The organism is Nocardiopsis sp. M1B1 (assembly GCF_052466615.1).
Map to the genome: position 1 here is coordinate 5,710,960 of NZ_CP196194.1, position 16,756 is coordinate 5,727,715.

At 70.9% G+C, this 16,756-nt stretch carries 16 protein-coding genes; 7 read left to right on the forward strand and 9 right to left on the reverse strand.

Translation table 11 applies throughout. The annotated features are described in order from the left end of the window. Positions 1 to 111: 111 nt before the first annotated feature. From ACSTA4_RS24750 to ACSTA4_RS24765, 4 genes are all read left to right on the forward strand, one after another. Entirely contained in the window at positions 112 to 1,062 is a 951-nt protein-coding gene (locus ACSTA4_RS24750) for a LysR family transcriptional regulator (protein WP_274974705.1), read from the forward strand. A 391-nt stretch (positions 1,063 to 1,453) separates the two neighbouring features. Further along, positions 1,454 to 2,266, forward strand: a complete 813-nt coding sequence (locus ACSTA4_RS24755) for a hypothetical protein (protein ID WP_444961210.1) — start codon at positions 1,454 to 1,456, stop codon at positions 2,264 to 2,266. Positions 2,267 to 2,292: 26 nt separating this feature from the next. After that, entirely contained in the window at positions 2,293 to 4,389 is a 2,097-nt protein-coding gene (locus tag ACSTA4_RS24760; RefSeq protein WP_444961211.1) for a fumarate reductase/succinate dehydrogenase flavoprotein subunit, read from the forward strand. After that, positions 4,386 to 5,177, forward strand: a complete 792-nt coding sequence (locus tag ACSTA4_RS24765; protein ID WP_130395164.1) for a succinate dehydrogenase/fumarate reductase iron-sulfur subunit — start codon at positions 4,386 to 4,388, stop codon at positions 5,175 to 5,177. Before ACSTA4_RS24760 ends, ACSTA4_RS24765 begins: the two co-directional genes overlap by 4 nt. Positions 5,178 to 5,434: 257 nt before the next feature. On the opposite strand, the gene ACSTA4_RS24770 is transcribed toward ACSTA4_RS24765, so the two are convergent. The 8 genes from ACSTA4_RS24770 to ACSTA4_RS24805 all read right to left on the reverse strand — a co-directional run bounded on the left by ACSTA4_RS24770 (position 5,435) and on the right by ACSTA4_RS24805 (position 11,116). Continuing rightward, positions 5,435 to 6,094: a hypothetical protein gene (locus tag ACSTA4_RS24770; RefSeq protein ID WP_444961212.1), complete on the reverse strand. Its 660-nt coding sequence runs from the start codon at positions 6,092 to 6,094 to the stop codon at positions 5,435 to 5,437. Positions 6,095 to 6,433: 339 nt separating this feature from the next. Then, on the reverse strand, positions 6,434 to 6,607 hold the full coding sequence (locus ACSTA4_RS24775) for a DUF397 domain-containing protein (RefSeq protein WP_444961213.1): 174 nt from the start codon (positions 6,605 to 6,607) through the stop codon (positions 6,434 to 6,436). A gap of 28 nt (positions 6,608 to 6,635) precedes the next feature. Next, positions 6,636 to 6,809 carry a DUF397 domain-containing protein gene (locus ACSTA4_RS24780; RefSeq protein ID WP_444961214.1) on the reverse strand — a complete coding sequence of 58 codons (174 nt, stop codon included), beginning with the start codon at positions 6,807 to 6,809 and terminating at the stop codon, positions 6,636 to 6,638. Next, a complete protein-coding gene (locus ACSTA4_RS24785) occupies positions 6,806 to 7,567 on the reverse strand; it encodes a Scr1 family TA system antitoxin-like transcriptional regulator (protein ID WP_444961215.1) in 762 nt (253 codons plus the stop codon). Before ACSTA4_RS24785 ends, ACSTA4_RS24780 begins: the two co-directional genes overlap by 4 nt. 210 nt (positions 7,568 to 7,777) lie before the next feature. Then, complete coding sequence (locus ACSTA4_RS24790) at positions 7,778 to 8,110, reverse strand: GIY-YIG nuclease family protein (protein ID WP_013154939.1); 333 nt, start codon at positions 8,108 to 8,110, stop codon at positions 7,778 to 7,780. A gap of 167 nt (positions 8,111 to 8,277) precedes the next feature. Further along, on the reverse strand, positions 8,278 to 8,913 hold the full coding sequence (locus tag ACSTA4_RS24795; RefSeq protein WP_444961216.1) for an MBL fold metallo-hydrolase: 636 nt from the start codon (positions 8,911 to 8,913) through the stop codon (positions 8,278 to 8,280). Between the two features lie 98 nt (positions 8,914 to 9,011). Then, entirely contained in the window at positions 9,012 to 9,995 is a 984-nt protein-coding gene (locus ACSTA4_RS24800) for an adenylate/guanylate cyclase domain-containing protein (protein ID WP_061082235.1), read from the reverse strand. A gap of 260 nt (positions 9,996 to 10,255) precedes the next feature. Beyond that, positions 10,256 to 11,116 carry a biotin--[acetyl-CoA-carboxylase] ligase gene (locus ACSTA4_RS24805; RefSeq protein WP_444961217.1) on the reverse strand — a complete coding sequence of 287 codons (861 nt, stop codon included), beginning with the start codon at positions 11,114 to 11,116 and terminating at the stop codon, positions 10,256 to 10,258. A 183-nt stretch (positions 11,117 to 11,299) separates the two neighbouring features. On the opposite strand from ACSTA4_RS24805, the gene ACSTA4_RS24810 reads away from it, so the two are divergent. After that, on the forward strand, positions 11,300 to 11,854 hold the full coding sequence (locus tag ACSTA4_RS24810) for a Uma2 family endonuclease (protein WP_444961218.1): 555 nt from the start codon (positions 11,300 to 11,302) through the stop codon (positions 11,852 to 11,854). 80 nt (positions 11,855 to 11,934) lie between these two features. Here ACSTA4_RS24810 and ACSTA4_RS24815 read toward each other — a convergent pair whose 3' ends face one another. Then, entirely contained in the window at positions 11,935 to 14,580 is a 2,646-nt protein-coding gene (locus ACSTA4_RS24815) for a phosphoenolpyruvate carboxylase (protein ID WP_444961219.1), read from the reverse strand. A 312-nt stretch (positions 14,581 to 14,892) separates the two neighbouring features. Between ACSTA4_RS24815 and ACSTA4_RS24820 the strand changes: the two genes are divergently transcribed. Next, positions 14,893 to 16,503, forward strand: coding sequence for an acyl-CoA carboxylase subunit beta (locus ACSTA4_RS24820; RefSeq protein WP_444961220.1), 1,611 nt, complete (start codon positions 14,893 to 14,895; stop codon positions 16,501 to 16,503). Beyond that, positions 16,500 to 16,724 carry an acyl-CoA carboxylase subunit epsilon gene (locus ACSTA4_RS24825; protein ID WP_248772011.1) on the forward strand — a complete coding sequence of 75 codons (225 nt, stop codon included), beginning with the start codon at positions 16,500 to 16,502 and terminating at the stop codon, positions 16,722 to 16,724. Before ACSTA4_RS24820 ends, ACSTA4_RS24825 begins: the two co-directional genes overlap by 4 nt. Positions 16,725 to 16,756: the final 32 nt, after the last annotated feature.

Consider the following 16,756-nt stretch of genomic DNA (forward strand, 5'->3'; position numbering starts at 1 on the left):
ACCGCTTCTTGGTCAAGGTACTGTTCGCCACAGCCTGTCACTGTAAGTTCTGGGTAAGTCTGGCGTCCAAGTCATCGGGAAGCTGGAGTCGATAGACGTAGGCTATGGAACATGCAGTTCCAGCAGCTGGCCTACTTCGTCGCGGTGGCCCGCACACGCCATTTCACCCGCGCAGCAGAGCTTTCGCGCGTCGCGCAGCCCAGTCTGAGCAAGCAGATCCGCAGCCTCGAACAGGAGCTGGGCGCGCCGTTATTCAGTCGTGCCCGGGGAAACATCACACTCACACCGGCCGGCGAGGCGCTGCTTCCGCTGGCCCAACGCATGCTCGCCGACCTGGAGACGGCCCGGCGCGAGGTGGCCGAGCTGGCCGGGGTGCGCCGGGGCCGCGTGCGGCTCGGCGCGACCCCGTCGCTGTGCGCGGGGCTGCTGGCCGACGTGCTCGCCGACTTCCATACCCGCTTCCCCGGCATCGAACTCCAGGTGGAGGAGAGCGGCTCGCGCGACCTCATCCGCGACCTGGGGCGGGGCGAGCTGGACCTGGCGCTGATCATCCTGCCGCTGCACAGCAGCGACCCCGACTTCTCCACGACGCCGATCCTGCGGGAGAACCTGGTGGTGGCGAGCCCGATGTCGGGCCCCTCCCCCAACGGGCGGGCCTCGATCCGCATCACCGAGCTGCGGGGGCGCCCGCTCGTGATGTTCCGGCGCGGCTACGACGTGCGCGAGGCGACGCTGCGCGCGTGCCGGGCGTCGGGGTTCGAGCCCGAGCTGGCCGTGGAGGGCGGGGAGATGGACGCCGTGCTGCGGTTCGTGGAGGCGGGCCTGGGGCTGGCGGTGGTGCCGAGCATGGTGCTGCGCAACCGGCAGAGCCTGCGCGGGACCCCGCTGGCCCGGCCGCGCCTGCTGCGGACGGTGGCGCTGGCGCGGCGCCGGGACGTGGAGCCCTCGCACTCGGCGGAGGCGTTCCGCCGCCACCTCAACGGCTACCTGCTGGGCATGTCGCCGCAGGACCTGGGTCCGGACCTGGAGGTCCTGCTCTCCCCCGAGGACGGGGCGGACTGACCCGCCGGGCGGACGCGGTCCCCGCCCGGCGGAGGCGAGTTCCGCCGGACGCCCCGTCGCGGGGCGACCGCTGTCGGATTCGGGCGGCCGCCTCCTTTACCACACGCCACTGGTGCCCCTGAAGCAACCCGGTCGCCATAAGGGATTTCTGGCCACTTGAGCCGACAAAACACCCTAAATAAGCGCTCAGAAGTGGCGCATTTCACATAGCTTTCCCCGACGTCTCCTGCCCTCCGGGACGTGACCGTGATCACAACGGCCTAACGTTGCGTTGCGGGACGGTTCGCCACGGCTCCTCCACGCGGCCGTCCTGCGCAGCGGTCGCGGCCGAAGCAGGCGGGTACCGCGCCCCGCCCGACCGGGACCTTCCCACAGGAGGTGCAAGACAACGGTGACAGCGACCGAGAACGCAGGCCCCGGGGGCGGCCGGGCACGCATCCCCCAACGAACCCTGCGCACCGACACCTGGTGGCTTGGCCCCCTCCTCACCGCGCTGGGGCTGGCCACCTTCGTCGTCTACGCGACCCTGCGGGTGTTCCAGCAGGACCACTACTGGGTCCAGGAACACCACTACCTGACCCCGTTCTACTCGCCGTGCATCGCGCAGCAGTGCGCGCCCGACGCGGCCCTGTTCGGACGCCTGCCGGTGGAGTTCCCGCCGCTCATCCCCTACGCCCTGGTCAGCCTGCCGATCCTGCTGCTGTTCCGGCTGACCTGCTACTACTACCGCAAGGCCTACTACCGCTCGTTCTGGTTCTCTCCCCCGGCGTGCGCCGTGCGCGAGCCCCACAGCGCCTACACCGGCGAGACCCGACCCCTGATGCTGGTCCAGAACGGCCACCGCTACTTCTTCTACGCGGCCTTCGTCATCACGCTCATCAACACGTGGGACATGCTGATCGCCTTCTTCCACGGCGCCGAGGGCGGCTTCGGCATCGGGCTGGGCAACCTGATCATGCTCGTCAACGTGCTCATGCTGTGGGGCTACACGCTCAGCTGCCACTCGTGCCGCCACATCTTCGGCGGACGGCTGAGCAGCTTCGGCAGGCACCCCGTCCGCTACTGGATGTGGGGCCGTCTGTCCGTGCTCAACCACCGGCACATGTACTTCGGTTGGCTGAGCATCGCGACCCTGATCCTCACGGACGCCTACATCGCCCTGGTCGCCAGCGGCGCCATCAACGACCTGCGCATCCTCAACTGAGCCAAGGGGAAGGAAGGCACGACCAGATGCCCCCCACAGCAGAACCCGGGATCACCCGGTACGCCTACGACGTCGTGGTGATCGGGGCGGGCGGAGCCGGGCTGCGGGCCGCGATCGCCGCCCGTGAGCAGGGCAAGCGCACCGCGGTCATCTCCAAGTCGCTGTTCGGCAAGGCCCACACCGTGATGGCCGAGGGCGGCGCCGCAGCCGCCCTGGGCAACGCCAACCCCGACGACGGCTGGCGCGTGCACTTTCGCGACACCGTGCGCGGCGGCAAGTTCCTCAACGATCCGCGCATGGCCGAGCTGCACGCCCGCGAGGCGCCCGAGCGCATCCTCGAACTGGAGTACTGGGGTGCGCTCTTCGACCGCACCGCCGAGGGCAAGATCAGCCAGCGCAACTTCGGCGGCCACGAGTACCCGAGGCTGGCGCACGTGGGCGACCGCACCGGCCTGGAGATGATCCGCACCCTCCAGCAGCGGGTCGTCGCGCTCCAGCAGCAGGACGCCGCGGAGCTGGGCGACCCCGAGGCGCGCATCCGCGTGTTCGCCGAGACCGCGATCACCCGCCTGGTCACCGAGGACGACGAACCCGGTGGCGGTGCTGGTGGCAGCGCCGGTGCCGGCGCGACGGCCGTGGACGCGGCCGTGCGGCCGGGCGGCGGCGCGGGCGGGGCCACCGCCGTGGACCCGGGCGCGGGCGGAGCCGGGGACGCGGGCGCGGCCGGGAACGCGAGGACGCCGGGCCGGATCGTCGGCGCGTTCGGCTACCGCCGGGTGGACGGCGGGTTCGTCCTGTTCGAGGCGCCCTCGGTGGTCCTGGCCACCGGCGGCATCGGCAAGGCCTTCCGCACCACCTCCAACTCCTGGGAGTACACCGGCGACGGCCACGCGCTGGCGCTGCGCGCCGGGGCCTCCCTGATCAACATGGAGTTCGTCCAGTTCCACCCCACCGGGATGGTCTGGCCGCCGTCGGTGAAGGGCATCCTCGTCACCGAGTCGGTGCGCGGCGACGGCGGCGTGCTGCGCAACTCCGAAGGCGAGCGGTTCATGTTCGGCTACGTGCCGGACGTGTTCCGCTCCCAGTACGCCGAGAGCGAGGAGGAGGCCGACGGCTGGTACGACGACCCCGCCAACCACCGGAGGCCGCCGGAACTGCTGCCCCGCGACGAGGTCGCGCGGGCGATCAACACCGAGGTCAAGGAGGGGCGGGGATCGCCGCACGGCGGCGTGTTCCTGGACGTGTCCACCCGCCTGCCCGCCGAGGAGATCGTCAAGAGGCTGCCGTCCATGCACCACCAGTTCAAGGAACTGGCGGACGTGGACATCACCGCCGAGCCCATGGAGGTGGGCCCCACCTGCCACTACGTGATGGGCGGGGTGCGGGTGGACGCCGACACCGCCGCCTCCGACGTGCCCGGGCTGTTCGCGGCCGGTGAGGTGGCGGGCGGCATGCACGGCTCCAACCGGCTGGGCGGCAACTCCCTGTCGGACCTGCTGGTGTTCGGGCGCCGGGCCGGGCTGGGCGCGGCGGCCTACGTGGACGGGCTCGGCGACCGGCCCGCACCGGCCGGGCTCCTGGACCGGGCGGCGGACGAGGCGTCCTCGTACGCGCTGGACTTCCTCAGGGCGGAAGGCGGCGAGAACCCGTACACGCTGCACGCCGAACTCCAGGAGACCATGAACGACCTGGTCGGCATCATCCGCAGGGGTCCGGAGATGGAGCGGGCCCTGGAGCGGCTGGAGGAGCTGGCGGAGCGGTCGCGCGCGCTCAGCGCGCCGGGCGACCGGGTCTACAACCCGGGCTGGCACCTGGCGTTGGCGCTGCCCAACATGGTCCTGGTCTCGCGCGCGGTGGCCGCGGCCGCCCTGGAGCGCACCGAGTCGCGCGGCGGGCACACGCGCGAGGACTTCCCCGGCATGTCGGCCGAGTGGCGGCGGGTGAACCTGGCGGTGCGGGCCGACCGCTCCGACCGGGTGTCGCTGTCGCGGCTCGCGCTCGCCGACATCCCGGCCGGGCTGCTCGCCCTCTTCGAACGCGACGAGCTGGCCAAGTACCTGACGGAGGAGGAGCTGCCCGCGTCGGGGGCGGCGGACGGCGCGGCCGAGGAGGGCCAGTCATGAGCGAGCGTGTGTTCCGGGTGTGGCGGGGTTCGGGCGAGGGCGGGCTCGCCGAGTACCGGGTCGAGGTCAACGAGGGCGAGGTGGTGCTCGACGTGCTGCACCGCCTCCAGGCCACCCAGACCCCCGATCTGGCGGTGCGGTGGAACTGCAAGGCGGGCAAGTGCGGTTCGTGCTCGGTGGAGATCAACGGCCGTCCCCGGCTGTCCTGCATGACGCGGATGAGCGTGTTCGAGGACGACGAGGTGGTGACGGTGACGCCGATGCGCGCCTTCCCGGTGGTCCGGGACCTGGTGTGCGACGTGTCGTACAACTACCAGAAGGCGCGGGAGATCCCCTCGTTCACACCGGATCCGGCCAAGGCCCCGGGCGACTTCCGGATGAGCCAGGAGGACGTGGAACGCCAGCAGGAGTTCCGCAAGTGCATCGAGTGCTTCCTGTGCAACAACACCTGCCACGTGATCCGCGACCACGAGGAGAACAAGGAGCACTTCTCGGGTCCGCGTTACCTCATGCGGGTGGCGGAGCTGGAGATGCACCCCGAGGACACCGCCGACCGCAGGCTCATCGCCCAGGAGGAGTTCGGGCTGGGGTACTGCAACATCACCAAGTGCTGTACGGAGGTGTGCCCGGAGAACATCCGCATCACCGACAACGCGCTGATCCCGCTCAAGGAGCGGGTGGTGGACCGCAAGTACGACCCGCTGGTGTGGCTGGGGTCCAAGATCGGCGTGCGGCCCAAGGACACCCCGCCAGTGCCCAACGTCGGTCGGTACTCGGACCTGACCTGATCTGACCTGACCTGGGGCCGTTCCCGTCCGCCGACCCGGGGGTGCGTCCCCGGGTCGGCGGACGGGGTGCGTACCCGAAGCAGCCCCGCTGCCCCCTCGCCGGTTCGGTGGGAGGGATACGCACCAGGGCCCCCGCCGTACGTCCTGCGGGGTCGGCGGACGGGGCGCGCACCCGAACCGGCCCTGCCGCCCCCTGGCCGGTTCGACCGGAGGGTCGTCGGAACGTGGACCGGGGCCCTCCCTCGTCAGAGCGGCGTTCACGCCGTCGCGCCCTGCCGCTGCTGGAGCAGGAGGCGGATGCGGGAGGTGAGTTCGTCCCACTCGCCGGGCTGAGCGGGCACGGGCGTGGGTCGCGGGGGTCCGACAACGCCGAACTGGGGTGCAGGGCCGCCGAGCAGGTCGCCGCCGGGGTCCTCCCGCCACTGCCGGACGATGGCGGCGGCGCGTATCCGGGCCTGCTCGAACGCGCGGCGCACCTCCTCGGTCTCGGTCTCCTGGGGCCCGGGGCCGGGGCTGCTGGGCGCGGGGTTCCGGTGCTCGGGTTGGCGGGGTGCGGGAACCCGGGCCTCGGCGGCGCGGAGGCTTTCGTGGGCGGTGAAGTAGGGGCGCACGAGGGCTACTTCCTCGGCGTCGATCCGTTCCCTGGGCGGCGCGAGTCGCGGCGCGGGAACCCTGGTGCGCGCGGGCGTTTGGCGAGGCCCGGGAGACGCGGGAGGTTCGGGAGCCGCGCGACGTGAGGGGACACGGTTCCGACCGGCCTGCACGGGAGCGGCGGGCGGTGAGGGAGCGTAGCGGCGGACGCGGGAGGAGCGTCGTCGGCGGCCGACAACGGTGGAGTGGCGTCCGCACGGGGAGGAGAAGAACGCGATCAGCGGGCCGAGGGCACGGCTGAGAAGCGCAGCGCTAAACTGGCGCATGCTGGCAAATTCCTTGGGTTAAAGGTACTTAGTTGCTGGCCACGACCCCGGGCGGTGGGAAACCGTCGCGGGGTCTTTCTGCGTATGGAGTTGTGTGTTCGGGTAGAAGATTAGGGCACACGGAGCGTGATGGCGAACTTTTCTTCGAACCCGGCTCGAAAAAACCACCCGGTCGGACATAACCCCAGATCAGAGCACACGCCAGAAAAGGACAGGTGGATTTTCACCCTCCGCCAGAGTTATCCTTTTAGCCCGAATTGGAACCATTTGCGGGAGCCATGACGGGCATGAAGAAGGGCAGCGCCTCCGGTGGAGGCACTGCCCTTGGTCGGGTGGTCGCTAGCCGTGGAGCTTGAGGGAGTCCACGAGCGCGGTCCACTCGCTGGCGGCGAACTCCAGTTGCCCCAGCTCGCGGTTCTGGGTGTCGCGCACGTCCACGCCTCCGGCGTGCTCCCGCGCCTCGACACAGTTCGAATGGCTGGGGCTGTAGCTGCTCTTGTGCCAGTCGTTCACGACAACTCCCTGGGTGCCGGATGGGCTGTTACAGGCCCCGCTCCAGTCCAGCCAGGAGCGCCACCCACTGGCTAGCCGGAACCGTGATGTATCCATGTTCCCGGTTCTGGGTGTCGCGTACGTCCGCGCCTCCCGCGTGCTCGCGCGCTTCGACACAGTTCGACCCCGTGGCGCTGTAGCTGCTCTTGTGCCAGTCGTTCATGCGAGATCCTTCAACGCTTCGAGTGAGTGCCTGGCGGGGAGGGCCACCGCCAGCGCCCCTGTGATGAGTGCCTGCAACCTTTCGTGGGTTTCGGCTACGTGGATGACGTTACCGTCTGCGTGATCACTGCTGATAGCCAGTTCTCCCGAGTGCAGCCGAAACGCCATCAGTGGTGATGCAGGATCGACCAGGATCGACCCCACCGGAACCAGATGAACCACGACCCGCCCCGAGCCGACGAGCTCCAGCAGGTGCGCCACCTGCTCCGTCCTTACCGCCTCGTCGAAGCTGGTCAGGGCGGTCACAGGGAACACCGCTGTCACCCGGAGCCGGGGGAGTTTCGTAAGGCGTCCTGTGCGCAGCTTGGTGAGCTGTGTGATCTCCTCGTCCGAAGCCAGCGGCCAACCGGACCGGAACACGGTTGTGGCGTACGACGGACTCTGGAGGTATCCGGGGACGAGTACAGGTGACACGATCTGGAGCGTGCGCGCGGCCTCCTCTATGCCGGACAATGTCTGGGCCCATTCCGGCAGTGTCGTGCCCGCAGTAGCCTGACGCCACGCGGCCAGCAGTTTTCCGTTCGCTTTCAGCTCGGCGTCCAGTTTTTCCGCCATGGGCAGTTGGGGAAGTGAGTGCCCGTTCGTCCATCGGGAAGCCGAGGCCACGGATGTGTGGACACGGTGCGCGAGTTGCTTCTGGGAAAGCCCGTTCAGCTCTCGCAGCTTGGTGAGCACATCGGGAAAAGGGGGTTCCGCCATAAGCGAGAGATTACGCCCGGGTTCCCCATCCCGTCAGGCGTTTGCCGAAACTCCGTAGACGGTGGAGCGACCCTTTTCCCAAGGCACGTGCTGACTCCGTGAGCGGCCCCCCTGCCAGCGGGCGGAGCAGACGGTGCCGGGTGGGCGGTCGTGCCCCCCGGGGGGGACGGGCTTCCCCGGCGGACGCGGCGCCTCCGCCGGGTCCGGCTCCTACGCGACGTCCCGCATGTCCACCACGAACCAGTCACCGGAGTTGTTGACGGCGAAGCACCTGTACTCGGCGCGCTCCACCTCGCCGGCGTCGTTCTCCGTGGTGGCACTGGCGACGACCTCGTACTCCCACGGGTCCTCGGCGCTGGTCACGGTGATGTCGGAGGAGGTCTCGAACTCCGCGCTGACCAGGGACTCCCACGAGCGCTCGACGTGCTCCTGGCACGTGGCCGCGGCCGTCGGCTTCTCGCTCTCGGCAGTGGGCTCGGGGCCGCACGCGGTGGCGGCGAGGGCCACGAGGAGAACCGCGGGGGCGAGACGGGTGGGGTTCATGGTGCTCCGATCCAGAATGTGCAATCCGAGCGTAGAGGACCGGTTCGGAAGGGGCTGACCGGCCCTGCTGTCCCGAAACGCGCCGACACGGCGGATGCCGGAGCGGGCCCCGGACGGCCCGGCGGATCAGCCCGCCCGGCGCCGGTCGGTGCCGAGCAGTACCCGGCTCAGAACCCCCGGGACGCCCAGGCGTCGAGGTTCTCGGCGGCCTCGGCCACGGTGGTGGACTCCCCGTGGCCGGGGTGGACGACCGTGTCCCGCGGCAGGCCCGCGAGGTGTTCGCGGATCGAGGCGATGATCGTCGGGAAGTCCGAGAACGGCTGCCCGGTGGCACCGGGACCGCCCGGGAAGAGGGTGTCGCCGGTGAAGACCGCCCCGAGCGCGGGCGCGTACAGGCACACCCCTCCAGGCGTGTGGCCCGGGGTGTGCAGAACGTCCAGCTCCACTCCCCCCACCACCAGCGTCTCGCCGTGCAGCAGCGGGGCGTCCGGCTCCCGGTGCGGGTGCACGCGGTACCACAGTTCGGCGTCGTCGGGGTGCAGCAGGATCGGGCAGTCGGCCAGGTCGGCCAGCGCGACGGCCGCGTTGACGTGGTCGTTGTGCCCGTGGGTGGCCACGATGGCCATGAGTTCGCGGTCGCCCAGGCCCCGGGCGATCGCCTCGTGGTCGTGGGCGGCGTCGATGACGATGGCGCTTTCGTCGTCTCCGACGATCCAGACGTTGTTCTCGACGTCGAAAACGCTGCCCTCAAGGCTGAAGACACCCGAGGTGCGCAGACGCTGGACGGGGGAAGGGGCGGTCACCGGCTCACCACCTGACCTCTCACGGACTGGTGCGACGCCTTCGAGCCTATCCCGTCGGGTCGCGGCGCACACGGTGATCGTGGAGGAAGGCGGGGTTCTCAGCCAGCGGGCTCGAAGTTGCGGCGCAGGGCGTAGGGCTGGATGAGGCCGAGCCCGTGCGCGTGCCGGGCGCGCACCCGAACCACCTGGAGTCCCTCCTCGTCGGTGAGGCTCTCGGCGAGGCTCTCGTCGATGAGGACGGTGCCGGGTCTGGCGAAGGAGGTCAGGCGGCTGGAGCGGTTGACGGTCGTGCCGAACACGTCGCCGTGCAGGGTCAGCACCGGCCCGGCGGCCAGGCCGACCCGGACGTCGGGCACCTCCACGTGGGTCTTGACCCCCGAGGCCAGGCGCAGCGCGATGTCGGCGGCCTCGGCCGGGGAATCGGCGACGTAGAGGATCTCGTCGCCCAGGGTCTTGACCACGCGGCCGCCTCCCGAGGCGACGATGTCGGCGGCGGTGGCCTCGAAGCCCTCGACCACCCCGGCCAGCTCGACCTCGTCGAGTTCGCGGCTCAGCGTGGTGAAGGAGACCAGGTCCGCGAACCCGACGACCAGCGGGTAGTAGTTGGGCACGGCGTCGTTGTCCGACATCACGGCGAGGGTGCGGGCCGAGGAGGCGGCGAGCTGTCTGCGCCAGATGTGCAACAGGAGCCGCTCCACGTCCGGCAGCAGCTCCTTGACCTGGTTCATCAGCGGGCTGACGGAGTCCTCGCCCTCCTGGTAGATGAGGGTGCTCAGTATGCTGGTCTGCCAGTCGGCCAGGCGGGCCATGGTCTGGCCCATCGCGCGGGCGAAGCGGACCACGCCCTCCTCGTCCAGGACGCCCTCCTGGACCAGGGAGTTGGCGATGCGCAGCGACTCGACGTCGCTCTCGGCGAAGGTGACCGTGTCGTCGCCCTGGTTGGGAAAGCCCAGGGCGCGCCAGATGCGCCCGGCCAGCTCGTTGTCGGCGCCGGCGAGCTCGATCGCCTGCTCCCTGGTGTAGACCGCTTCACCGCCGAGCAGGGCGGACTCGATCGCTTTCGGGTCGGGACGCGACGGCATACGTTCTCTTTCACGGGCCATCCCCGCCGGGGCGGGGAACAGTCACTTCGGCACCGGCCGGCAGGCGGCACGGGGTTCCACTCCAGCTTACGCCCGCGGTTCTTCCCCTGACAGGGTGCCTGCCGACAGGCCCGCGCGGCCCGCGGTCGGCGGCGGCCGCACCCGGTGATGATCGCACACGCGGGGGTCGCCGCGGGAGTGCCCGAAGTCCCCTGTGGACGGCGGCGCAGCGGCGGCGACGGAGGGCCGGGCGGCGGGGCTCAGGAAGCGGGGCGCACGTGGACGACGTCGCCCGCGCTCAGGGCCCGCTCCCCGCCGGGTCCGCGCACCAGCAGCTGGGCGTCGGCGTCCACGCCGGTGGCGGCGCCCTCCAGCATCCGGTCCCCGGGCAGGTGGACCCGCACGCGGCGCCCGATGGTGACGCACGCGTCCCGGTAGGCGGCGGCCAGCCCGCTGGCCTCGGCGTCGCCTCCGGCGGCGGTCCACACCGTGTACAGCTCCTCGAACTCACCCAGGACGGCGGCGAGCAGGACGCCCCGGTCCAGGGCGTCCGACCCCTCCCCGCGCAGGGAGACGGCGGTGTCCACGGGGAGTTCGGCGCGCTCCTGGGACACGTTGAGGCCCATCCCCACGACCACACACGGCTGGCCGGAGGAGAAGTCGGCCTCGGAGAGGATGCCCGCGAGCTTGCCGTCGGCCGTCGCGGGCTCCGAGCGCAGGTGCGCGGGGACGATGACGTCGTTGGGCCACTTGAGCGCGGCCTTGACCCCTGTCACCCGGTGCACGGCGCCGACCGCGGCCACGCCCATGAGGGCGGGGAGCCAGCCCAGGCCGGTGACGGGCACCTCGGGGCGGACCAGGAGGGAGAAGGTGAGGGCGGCGCGGGGCGGGGTGGAGAAGCCGCGGCCGAGGCGTCCGCGCCCGGCGGTCTGGTGCTCGGTGACCAGCACGCTGCCGTGCGGGGCGCCCTCCACGGCGCGCGCGGTCAGCTCGGTGTTGGTGGACGCGGCCTCGGGGAGCACCTCGATCCGGTGCCACATGCCGCCCGGTCGGACGAGGACGGCGTCGAGGGCCGCCGCGTCGAGCGGGGGTCGCGGGAAGGGGTCGTGTGCGCTGGCCATGCCCCCATTACAGCAGCGCCGCAACCCTGTCCGGAAACCCCTGTGCGGCAAAGGGCCGCCCGTTAAGCTGAAACCAGCACTTTGATGGTCGTGCGTTGCTACGTTCAGCTACTGGAGGTGACGCGACAGATGAGTATCGCGGAAACTGAGACGGCTCCCGGAACACCGTCTCACTGGGAGCTCATGTTGCGCACCTGGAAGGAGTTGAACCTGCCCGACGGGTGGCGGGCCGAGATCATCGAAGGCGGGCTCTTTCTTGTGGCACCCCCAACACGCGAACACGCCCACATCGTCTCCCTGATCCAAAGGGAGATGTATCGCGAGTTCCTGCGGGATGGAAGCGACCTCGCGGACGCCAGTCTCCATCAGACTCTTGATGTGCGCGTTCCCATGAGGACCGGCGTCTACATCCCTGAACTCGTGGTCCTGCCCTACTCGGCCATGGAGTACGACCCCGGCAGCATGATGTCCGACGCCCTGCTGGTGGTCGAGGTGACGTCGAAGAGCACCGCGGAGAGGGATCGCAAGCCCAAGCTCTGGGGCTACGCGCACGCCGGGGTCCCCCTGTACCTTCTGGTCGACCGCTGGGACCCGCAGACCGGCAGGGGCGAGGTCACCCTCTACTCCGATCCGGAGAACGGCAGGTACACCAGCTCCACGAAGGTGCCCTTCGGCAAGGAGATCCACCTCCCCGAGCCGTTCGACCTCACCATCGACACCGGTGAGTTCCCGGAGTAACGGGCTCCGGCACGCGCGAGGGCGCCCCGCGACCCCCTCCCGGGTGCGGGGCGCCCTCGCGCGTGCCGGCCGACCGGCGGTCAGCCGGTGTTCTGGAGCCCGGCGGCCACGCCGTTGACCGAGAGCAGCAGCAGCCGCTCCAGGTGCTGCTGGTCCTCCTCCGACAGGGAGTCGGCCTCCTCGCCCCGCAGCGCCTCCAACGCGCGCAACTGGAGGTGGGAGAGCGCGTCCACGTACGGGTTGCGCAGGTCCACCGCACGGGAGAGCACCGCCCGGTTCTCCAGCAGGCGGCTGTGCCCGGTCACCTTGAGCACCAGGTCGCGGGTGCGGTCGTACTCGGCCAGCACCAGTTCGGTCAGCTCCGGCCGCCCGCCCAGCGCCAGGTAGCGCTCGGCGATGGTGCGGTCGGTCTTGGCCAGGCTCATCTCCGCGTTGTCCAGCAGGGACGAGAACATGGGCCACTCGCGGTAGGCCGCCTGGAGCACGCCCAGGTCCTCCACGGCGGCCAGGCCCGTGCCGAGGCCGAACCAGCCCGGCAGGTTGACCCGGGTCTGGGTCCAGGAGAACACCCACGGGATGGCGCGCAGGTCGCCGAGCCCGCGCGCGGCGCCGCGCCGCGAGGGGCGCGAGCCCAGCCGCAGCTCGCCCAGCTGCTCCAGGGGGGTGACCTGGGAGAACCACACCGCGAAGTCCTCGGTGTTGATCAGCTCCAGGTAGGCCTCCTGGGCGGCGCGGGCGATGGTGTCGGCGTGGGCGCGGTACTCGCGCTCGGCGGAGCGCTCGCGCTCCTGGACGGCGTCGGTGGAGGCCATCAGCACCGCGTGGCCGACCTGCTCGATGTGGCGGCGGGCGATCGCGGACTGCCCGTAGCGGGCGAAGATGACCTCGCCCTGCTCGGTGACCTTGAACCGTCCGCCGACCGAGCCGGGCGCTTGGGCGAGCAGGGCGCGGCTGGCCGGGCCCCCGCCGCGGCCGAGCGAGCCGCCGCGGCCGTGGAACAGGGTCAGGCGCACGTCGTGCTCGGCCGCCCACGCGGCCAGGCGGGCCTGGGCGTCGTAGAGGCGCAGGGTGGCGCTGACCGGCCCGACGTCCTTGGCGGAGTCGCTGTAGCCGAGCATGACCTCGATCCTGCGGCCGGTCTCGTCCAGGCGCCTGTTGACCTGGGGCAGTTCGAGCATGCCGTCGAGCACGTGCGGCGAGGCGTCCAGGTCGGCGCCGGTCTCGAACAGCGGGACGACGTCCAGGACCGGCACGCGTCCGGCGGGCAGCGCGTGGGCGGCCAGTTCGTACACGGCCGCGATGTCCTCGGCGGAGCGGGTGAAGCTGACGACGTAGCGGCGGCAGGCCTCCACCCCGAAGCGCTCCTGGATCCAGGCGATCACCCGGATCGTGGCGAGGACCTCCTCGGTGCGCTCGGACAGTTCCTTGCCCTCGCGCAGTTCGGCGAGCGCAGCGGCGTGCACCTCGCTGTGCTGGCGGATCTCCAGTTCGGCGAGGTGGAAGCCGAAGGTCTGCGCCTGCCAGACCAGGTGCTGGAGTTCCCCGTAGGCCTGGCGGACCGCGCCAGCCTCGGCCAGGGACTCCTGCACGGTGCGCAGGTCGGCCAGGAAGGCGTCGGCGTCGGGGTAGGCCAGGTCGGCGTCGCGCTCGCGCGTGGCGCGCAGCCGGGCGGCGGCCAGCAGCAGGAGCTGGCGGTGCGGTTCGTTGGGCGAGCGCGCCCCGATCTCCGCCGTCAGCTCGGGCTGTCCCGCCTTGGCCGAGGCGAGCGCGTCGAGCAGCGCCGGGCTGGCGGGGGTGAGGTTGGAGTAGGCGGTGAGGGTGCGGGCCACCTTGGTGCAGGAGGCCTCCAGGCCGCGCAGCACGTGCTCGGACTGGATGAGCACGGCCTCGCGGGTGATGTCGGAGGTGACGTAGGGGTTGCCGTCGCGGTCGCCGCCGATCCAGCTTCCGTAGCGCACGAAGGGCGTGGCGCGGGGCGGGCGCACGCCGGTGCCCTCGGGGTCGATGGCGGCGTCCAGGCTCCGGTAGACCTGCGGGATGACGGAGAAGATGGTCTCGTCGAACGCGGCGAGGGCGGTGCGCACCTCGTCGAGCGGGTTGAGCCTGGTGTAGCGCAGCTGGGAGGTGCGCCAGAGCAGGTCGATCTCCTCCAGCAGGCGCCGGTGCGCCTCGGCCGCGGCGCTGCTGCCCTCGTGGGAGGCGTGCCAGGCCTCCAGTTGGGCGCTGACGCGCAGGATGGAGGTGGACACGGCGCGGCGGCGCGCCTCGGTCGGGTGGGCGGTGACCACGGGGTGGAACTCCATGCCCGCGATCAGCTCGTTGAGGCGTTCCTCCCCGCCGTCGCCCTCGCGGATGGCGCGGACGGCCGCCGCGAGGGACTCGCGGGGCGGGTTGGCGGCGTCGTCGCGCTCGCGCAGGGCCCGCATCCGCTGGTGTTCCTCGGCCAGGTTGGCCAGGTGGAAGTAGACGGTGAAGGCGCGCGCCACCTGCTTGGCGCGCTCCAGGGGCCAGGCGGCGACGATCGCGGTGATCTCCTCCCCCGTGACCGACCCGTCGCGGGCGCCGATGACCGCTCTCCTGAGCTTCTCGACATCGGCGAGCAGATCCTCGCCGCCGCTTTCGGCGAGGACCGTTCCGAGCATCTCGCCGAGCAGTTTGACGTCATTCCTGAGCTGCTCGGGAACTTCCTGCCGTGCACTGTCGCGTTCCGCGCTTACCGCTGTCATGGTCACCGACCCTACAGAGATCGCACCCGCCGCCAGGTGCGCGGGGGCGTATTTTCGATGTTTTGCCCGGGCGTTAAGCATTGTTGCTCACGAGAAAGAAGAGCACATTTCCTCACGCGTTTTCGGTGATACCGCGTTCCGCGCCGTGGACCCCGCGTGTACGTTCTGTGCGCTTTGCGTGCGCTTCGTGCACGCTCCGGACCCGGGCTCGGGCGACGGGCCTGGTCGGGGACCGTGCCGCCGCTTAGTTACTCACCGGTAACCAGGGCTGGGTTCCCGTGTGACGGCCCCTCGCGGTTAACCTGCGTAGTTATGGCCACCGAAGCCCCTGAACCGCTGTCCGCGGACGAGATCGACATCCACACGACCGCGGGCAAGCTCGCCGACCTGCAACGACGCCGGTACGAGGCCGTACACGCAGGGTCTGCTCGAGCCGTTGAGAAACAGCACGCCAAAGGCAAGATGACCGCCCGCGAGCGGATCGACGCACTGCTCGATCCCGGCTCGTTCGTGGAGTTCGACGCCTTGGCCCGACACCGCTCCACCAGCTTCGGCCTGGAGAGCAACCGCCCCTACGGTGACGGCGTCGTCACCGGCCACGGAACGGTCGACGGACGTCCCGTGGCGGTGTTCAGCCAGGACGTCACCGTCTTCGGCGGATCGCTGGGCGAGGTCTACGGCGAGAAGATCGTCAAGGTCCTCGACCACGCCCTCACCAACGGGTGCCCCGTCGTGGGCATCAACGAGGGCGGCGGCGCGCGCATCCAGGAGGGCGTGGTCGCGCTCGGCCTGTACGCCGAGATCTTCCGGCGCAACACCCACGCCTCGGGCGTCATCCCGCAGATCTCCCTGATCATGGGCGCCGCCGCGGGCGGCCACGTCTACTCCCCCGCCCTCACCGACTTCGTCGTGATGGTGGACGAGACGTCGCAGATGTTCATCACCGGCCCCGACGTCATCAAGACGGTCACCGGCGAGGACGTCTCCATGGAGGAGCTGGGCGGCGCCCGCACCCACAACACCAGGTCGGGTGTGGCGCACTACATGGGCGCCGACGAGCAGGACGCGATCGAGTACGTCAGGACGCTGCTCTCGCACCTGCCCGACAACAACCTGGAGGAGGCGCCGCCGCTGCCTCCCGAGGACGCCCCGGGCGACGAGGCCACCGAGACCGACCTGGCCCTGGACGCGTTCATCCCGGACTCGGCCAACCAGCCCTACGACATGCGCACGGTGGTCGAGGCCGTCCTGGACGACGGCGACTTCCTGGAGGTCCACGCCCAGTTCGCCACGAACATGGTGGTGGGCTTCGGCCGCGTGGACGGCCAGTCCGTCGGCATCGTCGCCAACCAGCCCATGAGCCTGGCGGGCTGCCTGGACATCGACGCCTCCGAGAAGGCCGCGCGCTTCGTGCGCACCTGCGACGCCTTCAACGTGCCGGTGCTGACCTTCGTGGACGTGCCCGGGTTCCTGCCCGGCACCGACCAGGAGTGGGACGGCATCATCCGCCGCGGCGCCAAGCTGCTGTACGCCTACGCCGAGGCCACGGTGCCCCTGATCACCGTCATCACGCGCAAGGCCTTCGGCGGCGCCTACGACGTCATGGGCTCCAAGCACCTGGGCGCCGACGTCAACCTGGCCTGGCCCACGGCGCAGATCGCGGTCATGGGCGCCCAGGGCGCGGTGAACATCCTGCACCGGCGCACCCTGGCCGCCGCCGACGACGTCGAGGCTGAGCGCACCCGGCTGGTCGCCGAGTACGAGGACACCCTCCTCAACCCCTACTCCGCCGCGGAGCGGGGGTACGTGGACGGGGTCATCATGCCCTCCGAGACCCGCGTCCGGATCGCCAAGTCCCTCAAGGCCCTGCGCAACAAGCGCAAGCAGCTGCCGCCCAAGAAGCACGGGAACATCCCGCTGTGAGCGCGCCGAAGAACCCGCCGCACCTGGCCGTGGTCCGTGGCGAGCCCACCGCCGAGGAGCTCGCGGCCCTGACCGCCGTGCTCAGTGCCCGCGCCCGGGCCGCCCGGACCGCCGAGGAGCCCGCCCCCGAACGCCCGTCCGGGTGGCGGGACCGCTCGCGCCTCATGCGCGGCGCACCGCCCCGCCCGGGCCCCGGCGCCTGGCGGCTGAGCACGCGATGACCCCGCCATCCCCACCCGCAGACTCACCATGG

Excerpts from the sequence above, each read along its gene's own strand:
- ACSTA4_RS24750 (WP_274974705.1), top strand. The coding sequence starts at position 112 with ATGCAGTTCCAGCAGCTGGCCTACTTCGTCGCGGTGGCCCGCACACGC.
- ACSTA4_RS24760 (WP_444961211.1), top strand. The coding sequence starts at position 2,293 with ATGCCCCCCACAGCAGAACCCGGGATCACCCGGTACGCCTACGACGTC.
- ACSTA4_RS24765 (WP_130395164.1), top strand. The coding sequence starts at position 4,386 with ATGAGCGAGCGTGTGTTCCGGGTGTGGCGGGGTTCGGGCGAGGGCGGG.
- ACSTA4_RS24770 (WP_444961212.1), bottom strand. The coding sequence starts at position 6,094 with ATGCGCCAGTTTAGCGCTGCGCTTCTCAGCCGTGCCCTCGGCCCGCTG.
- ACSTA4_RS24780 (WP_444961214.1), bottom strand. The coding sequence starts at position 6,809 with ATGAACGACTGGCACAAGAGCAGCTACAGCGCCACGGGGTCGAACTGT.
- ACSTA4_RS24785 (WP_444961215.1), bottom strand. The coding sequence starts at position 7,567 with ATGGCGGAACCCCCTTTTCCCGATGTGCTCACCAAGCTGCGAGAGCTG.
- ACSTA4_RS24790 (WP_013154939.1), bottom strand. The coding sequence starts at position 8,110 with ATGAACCCCACCCGTCTCGCCCCCGCGGTTCTCCTCGTGGCCCTCGCC.
- ACSTA4_RS24800 (WP_061082235.1), bottom strand. The coding sequence starts at position 9,995 with ATGCCGTCGCGTCCCGACCCGAAAGCGATCGAGTCCGCCCTGCTCGGC.
- ACSTA4_RS24805 (WP_444961217.1), bottom strand. The coding sequence starts at position 11,116 with ATGGCCAGCGCACACGACCCCTTCCCGCGACCCCCGCTCGACGCGGCG.
- ACSTA4_RS24810 (WP_444961218.1), top strand. The coding sequence starts at position 11,300 with ATGTTGCGCACCTGGAAGGAGTTGAACCTGCCCGACGGGTGGCGGGCC.
- ACSTA4_RS24815 (WP_444961219.1), bottom strand. The coding sequence starts at position 14,580 with ATGACAGCGGTAAGCGCGGAACGCGACAGTGCACGGCAGGAAGTTCCC.
- ACSTA4_RS24820 (WP_444961220.1), top strand. The coding sequence starts at position 14,893 with ATGGCCACCGAAGCCCCTGAACCGCTGTCCGCGGACGAGATCGACATC.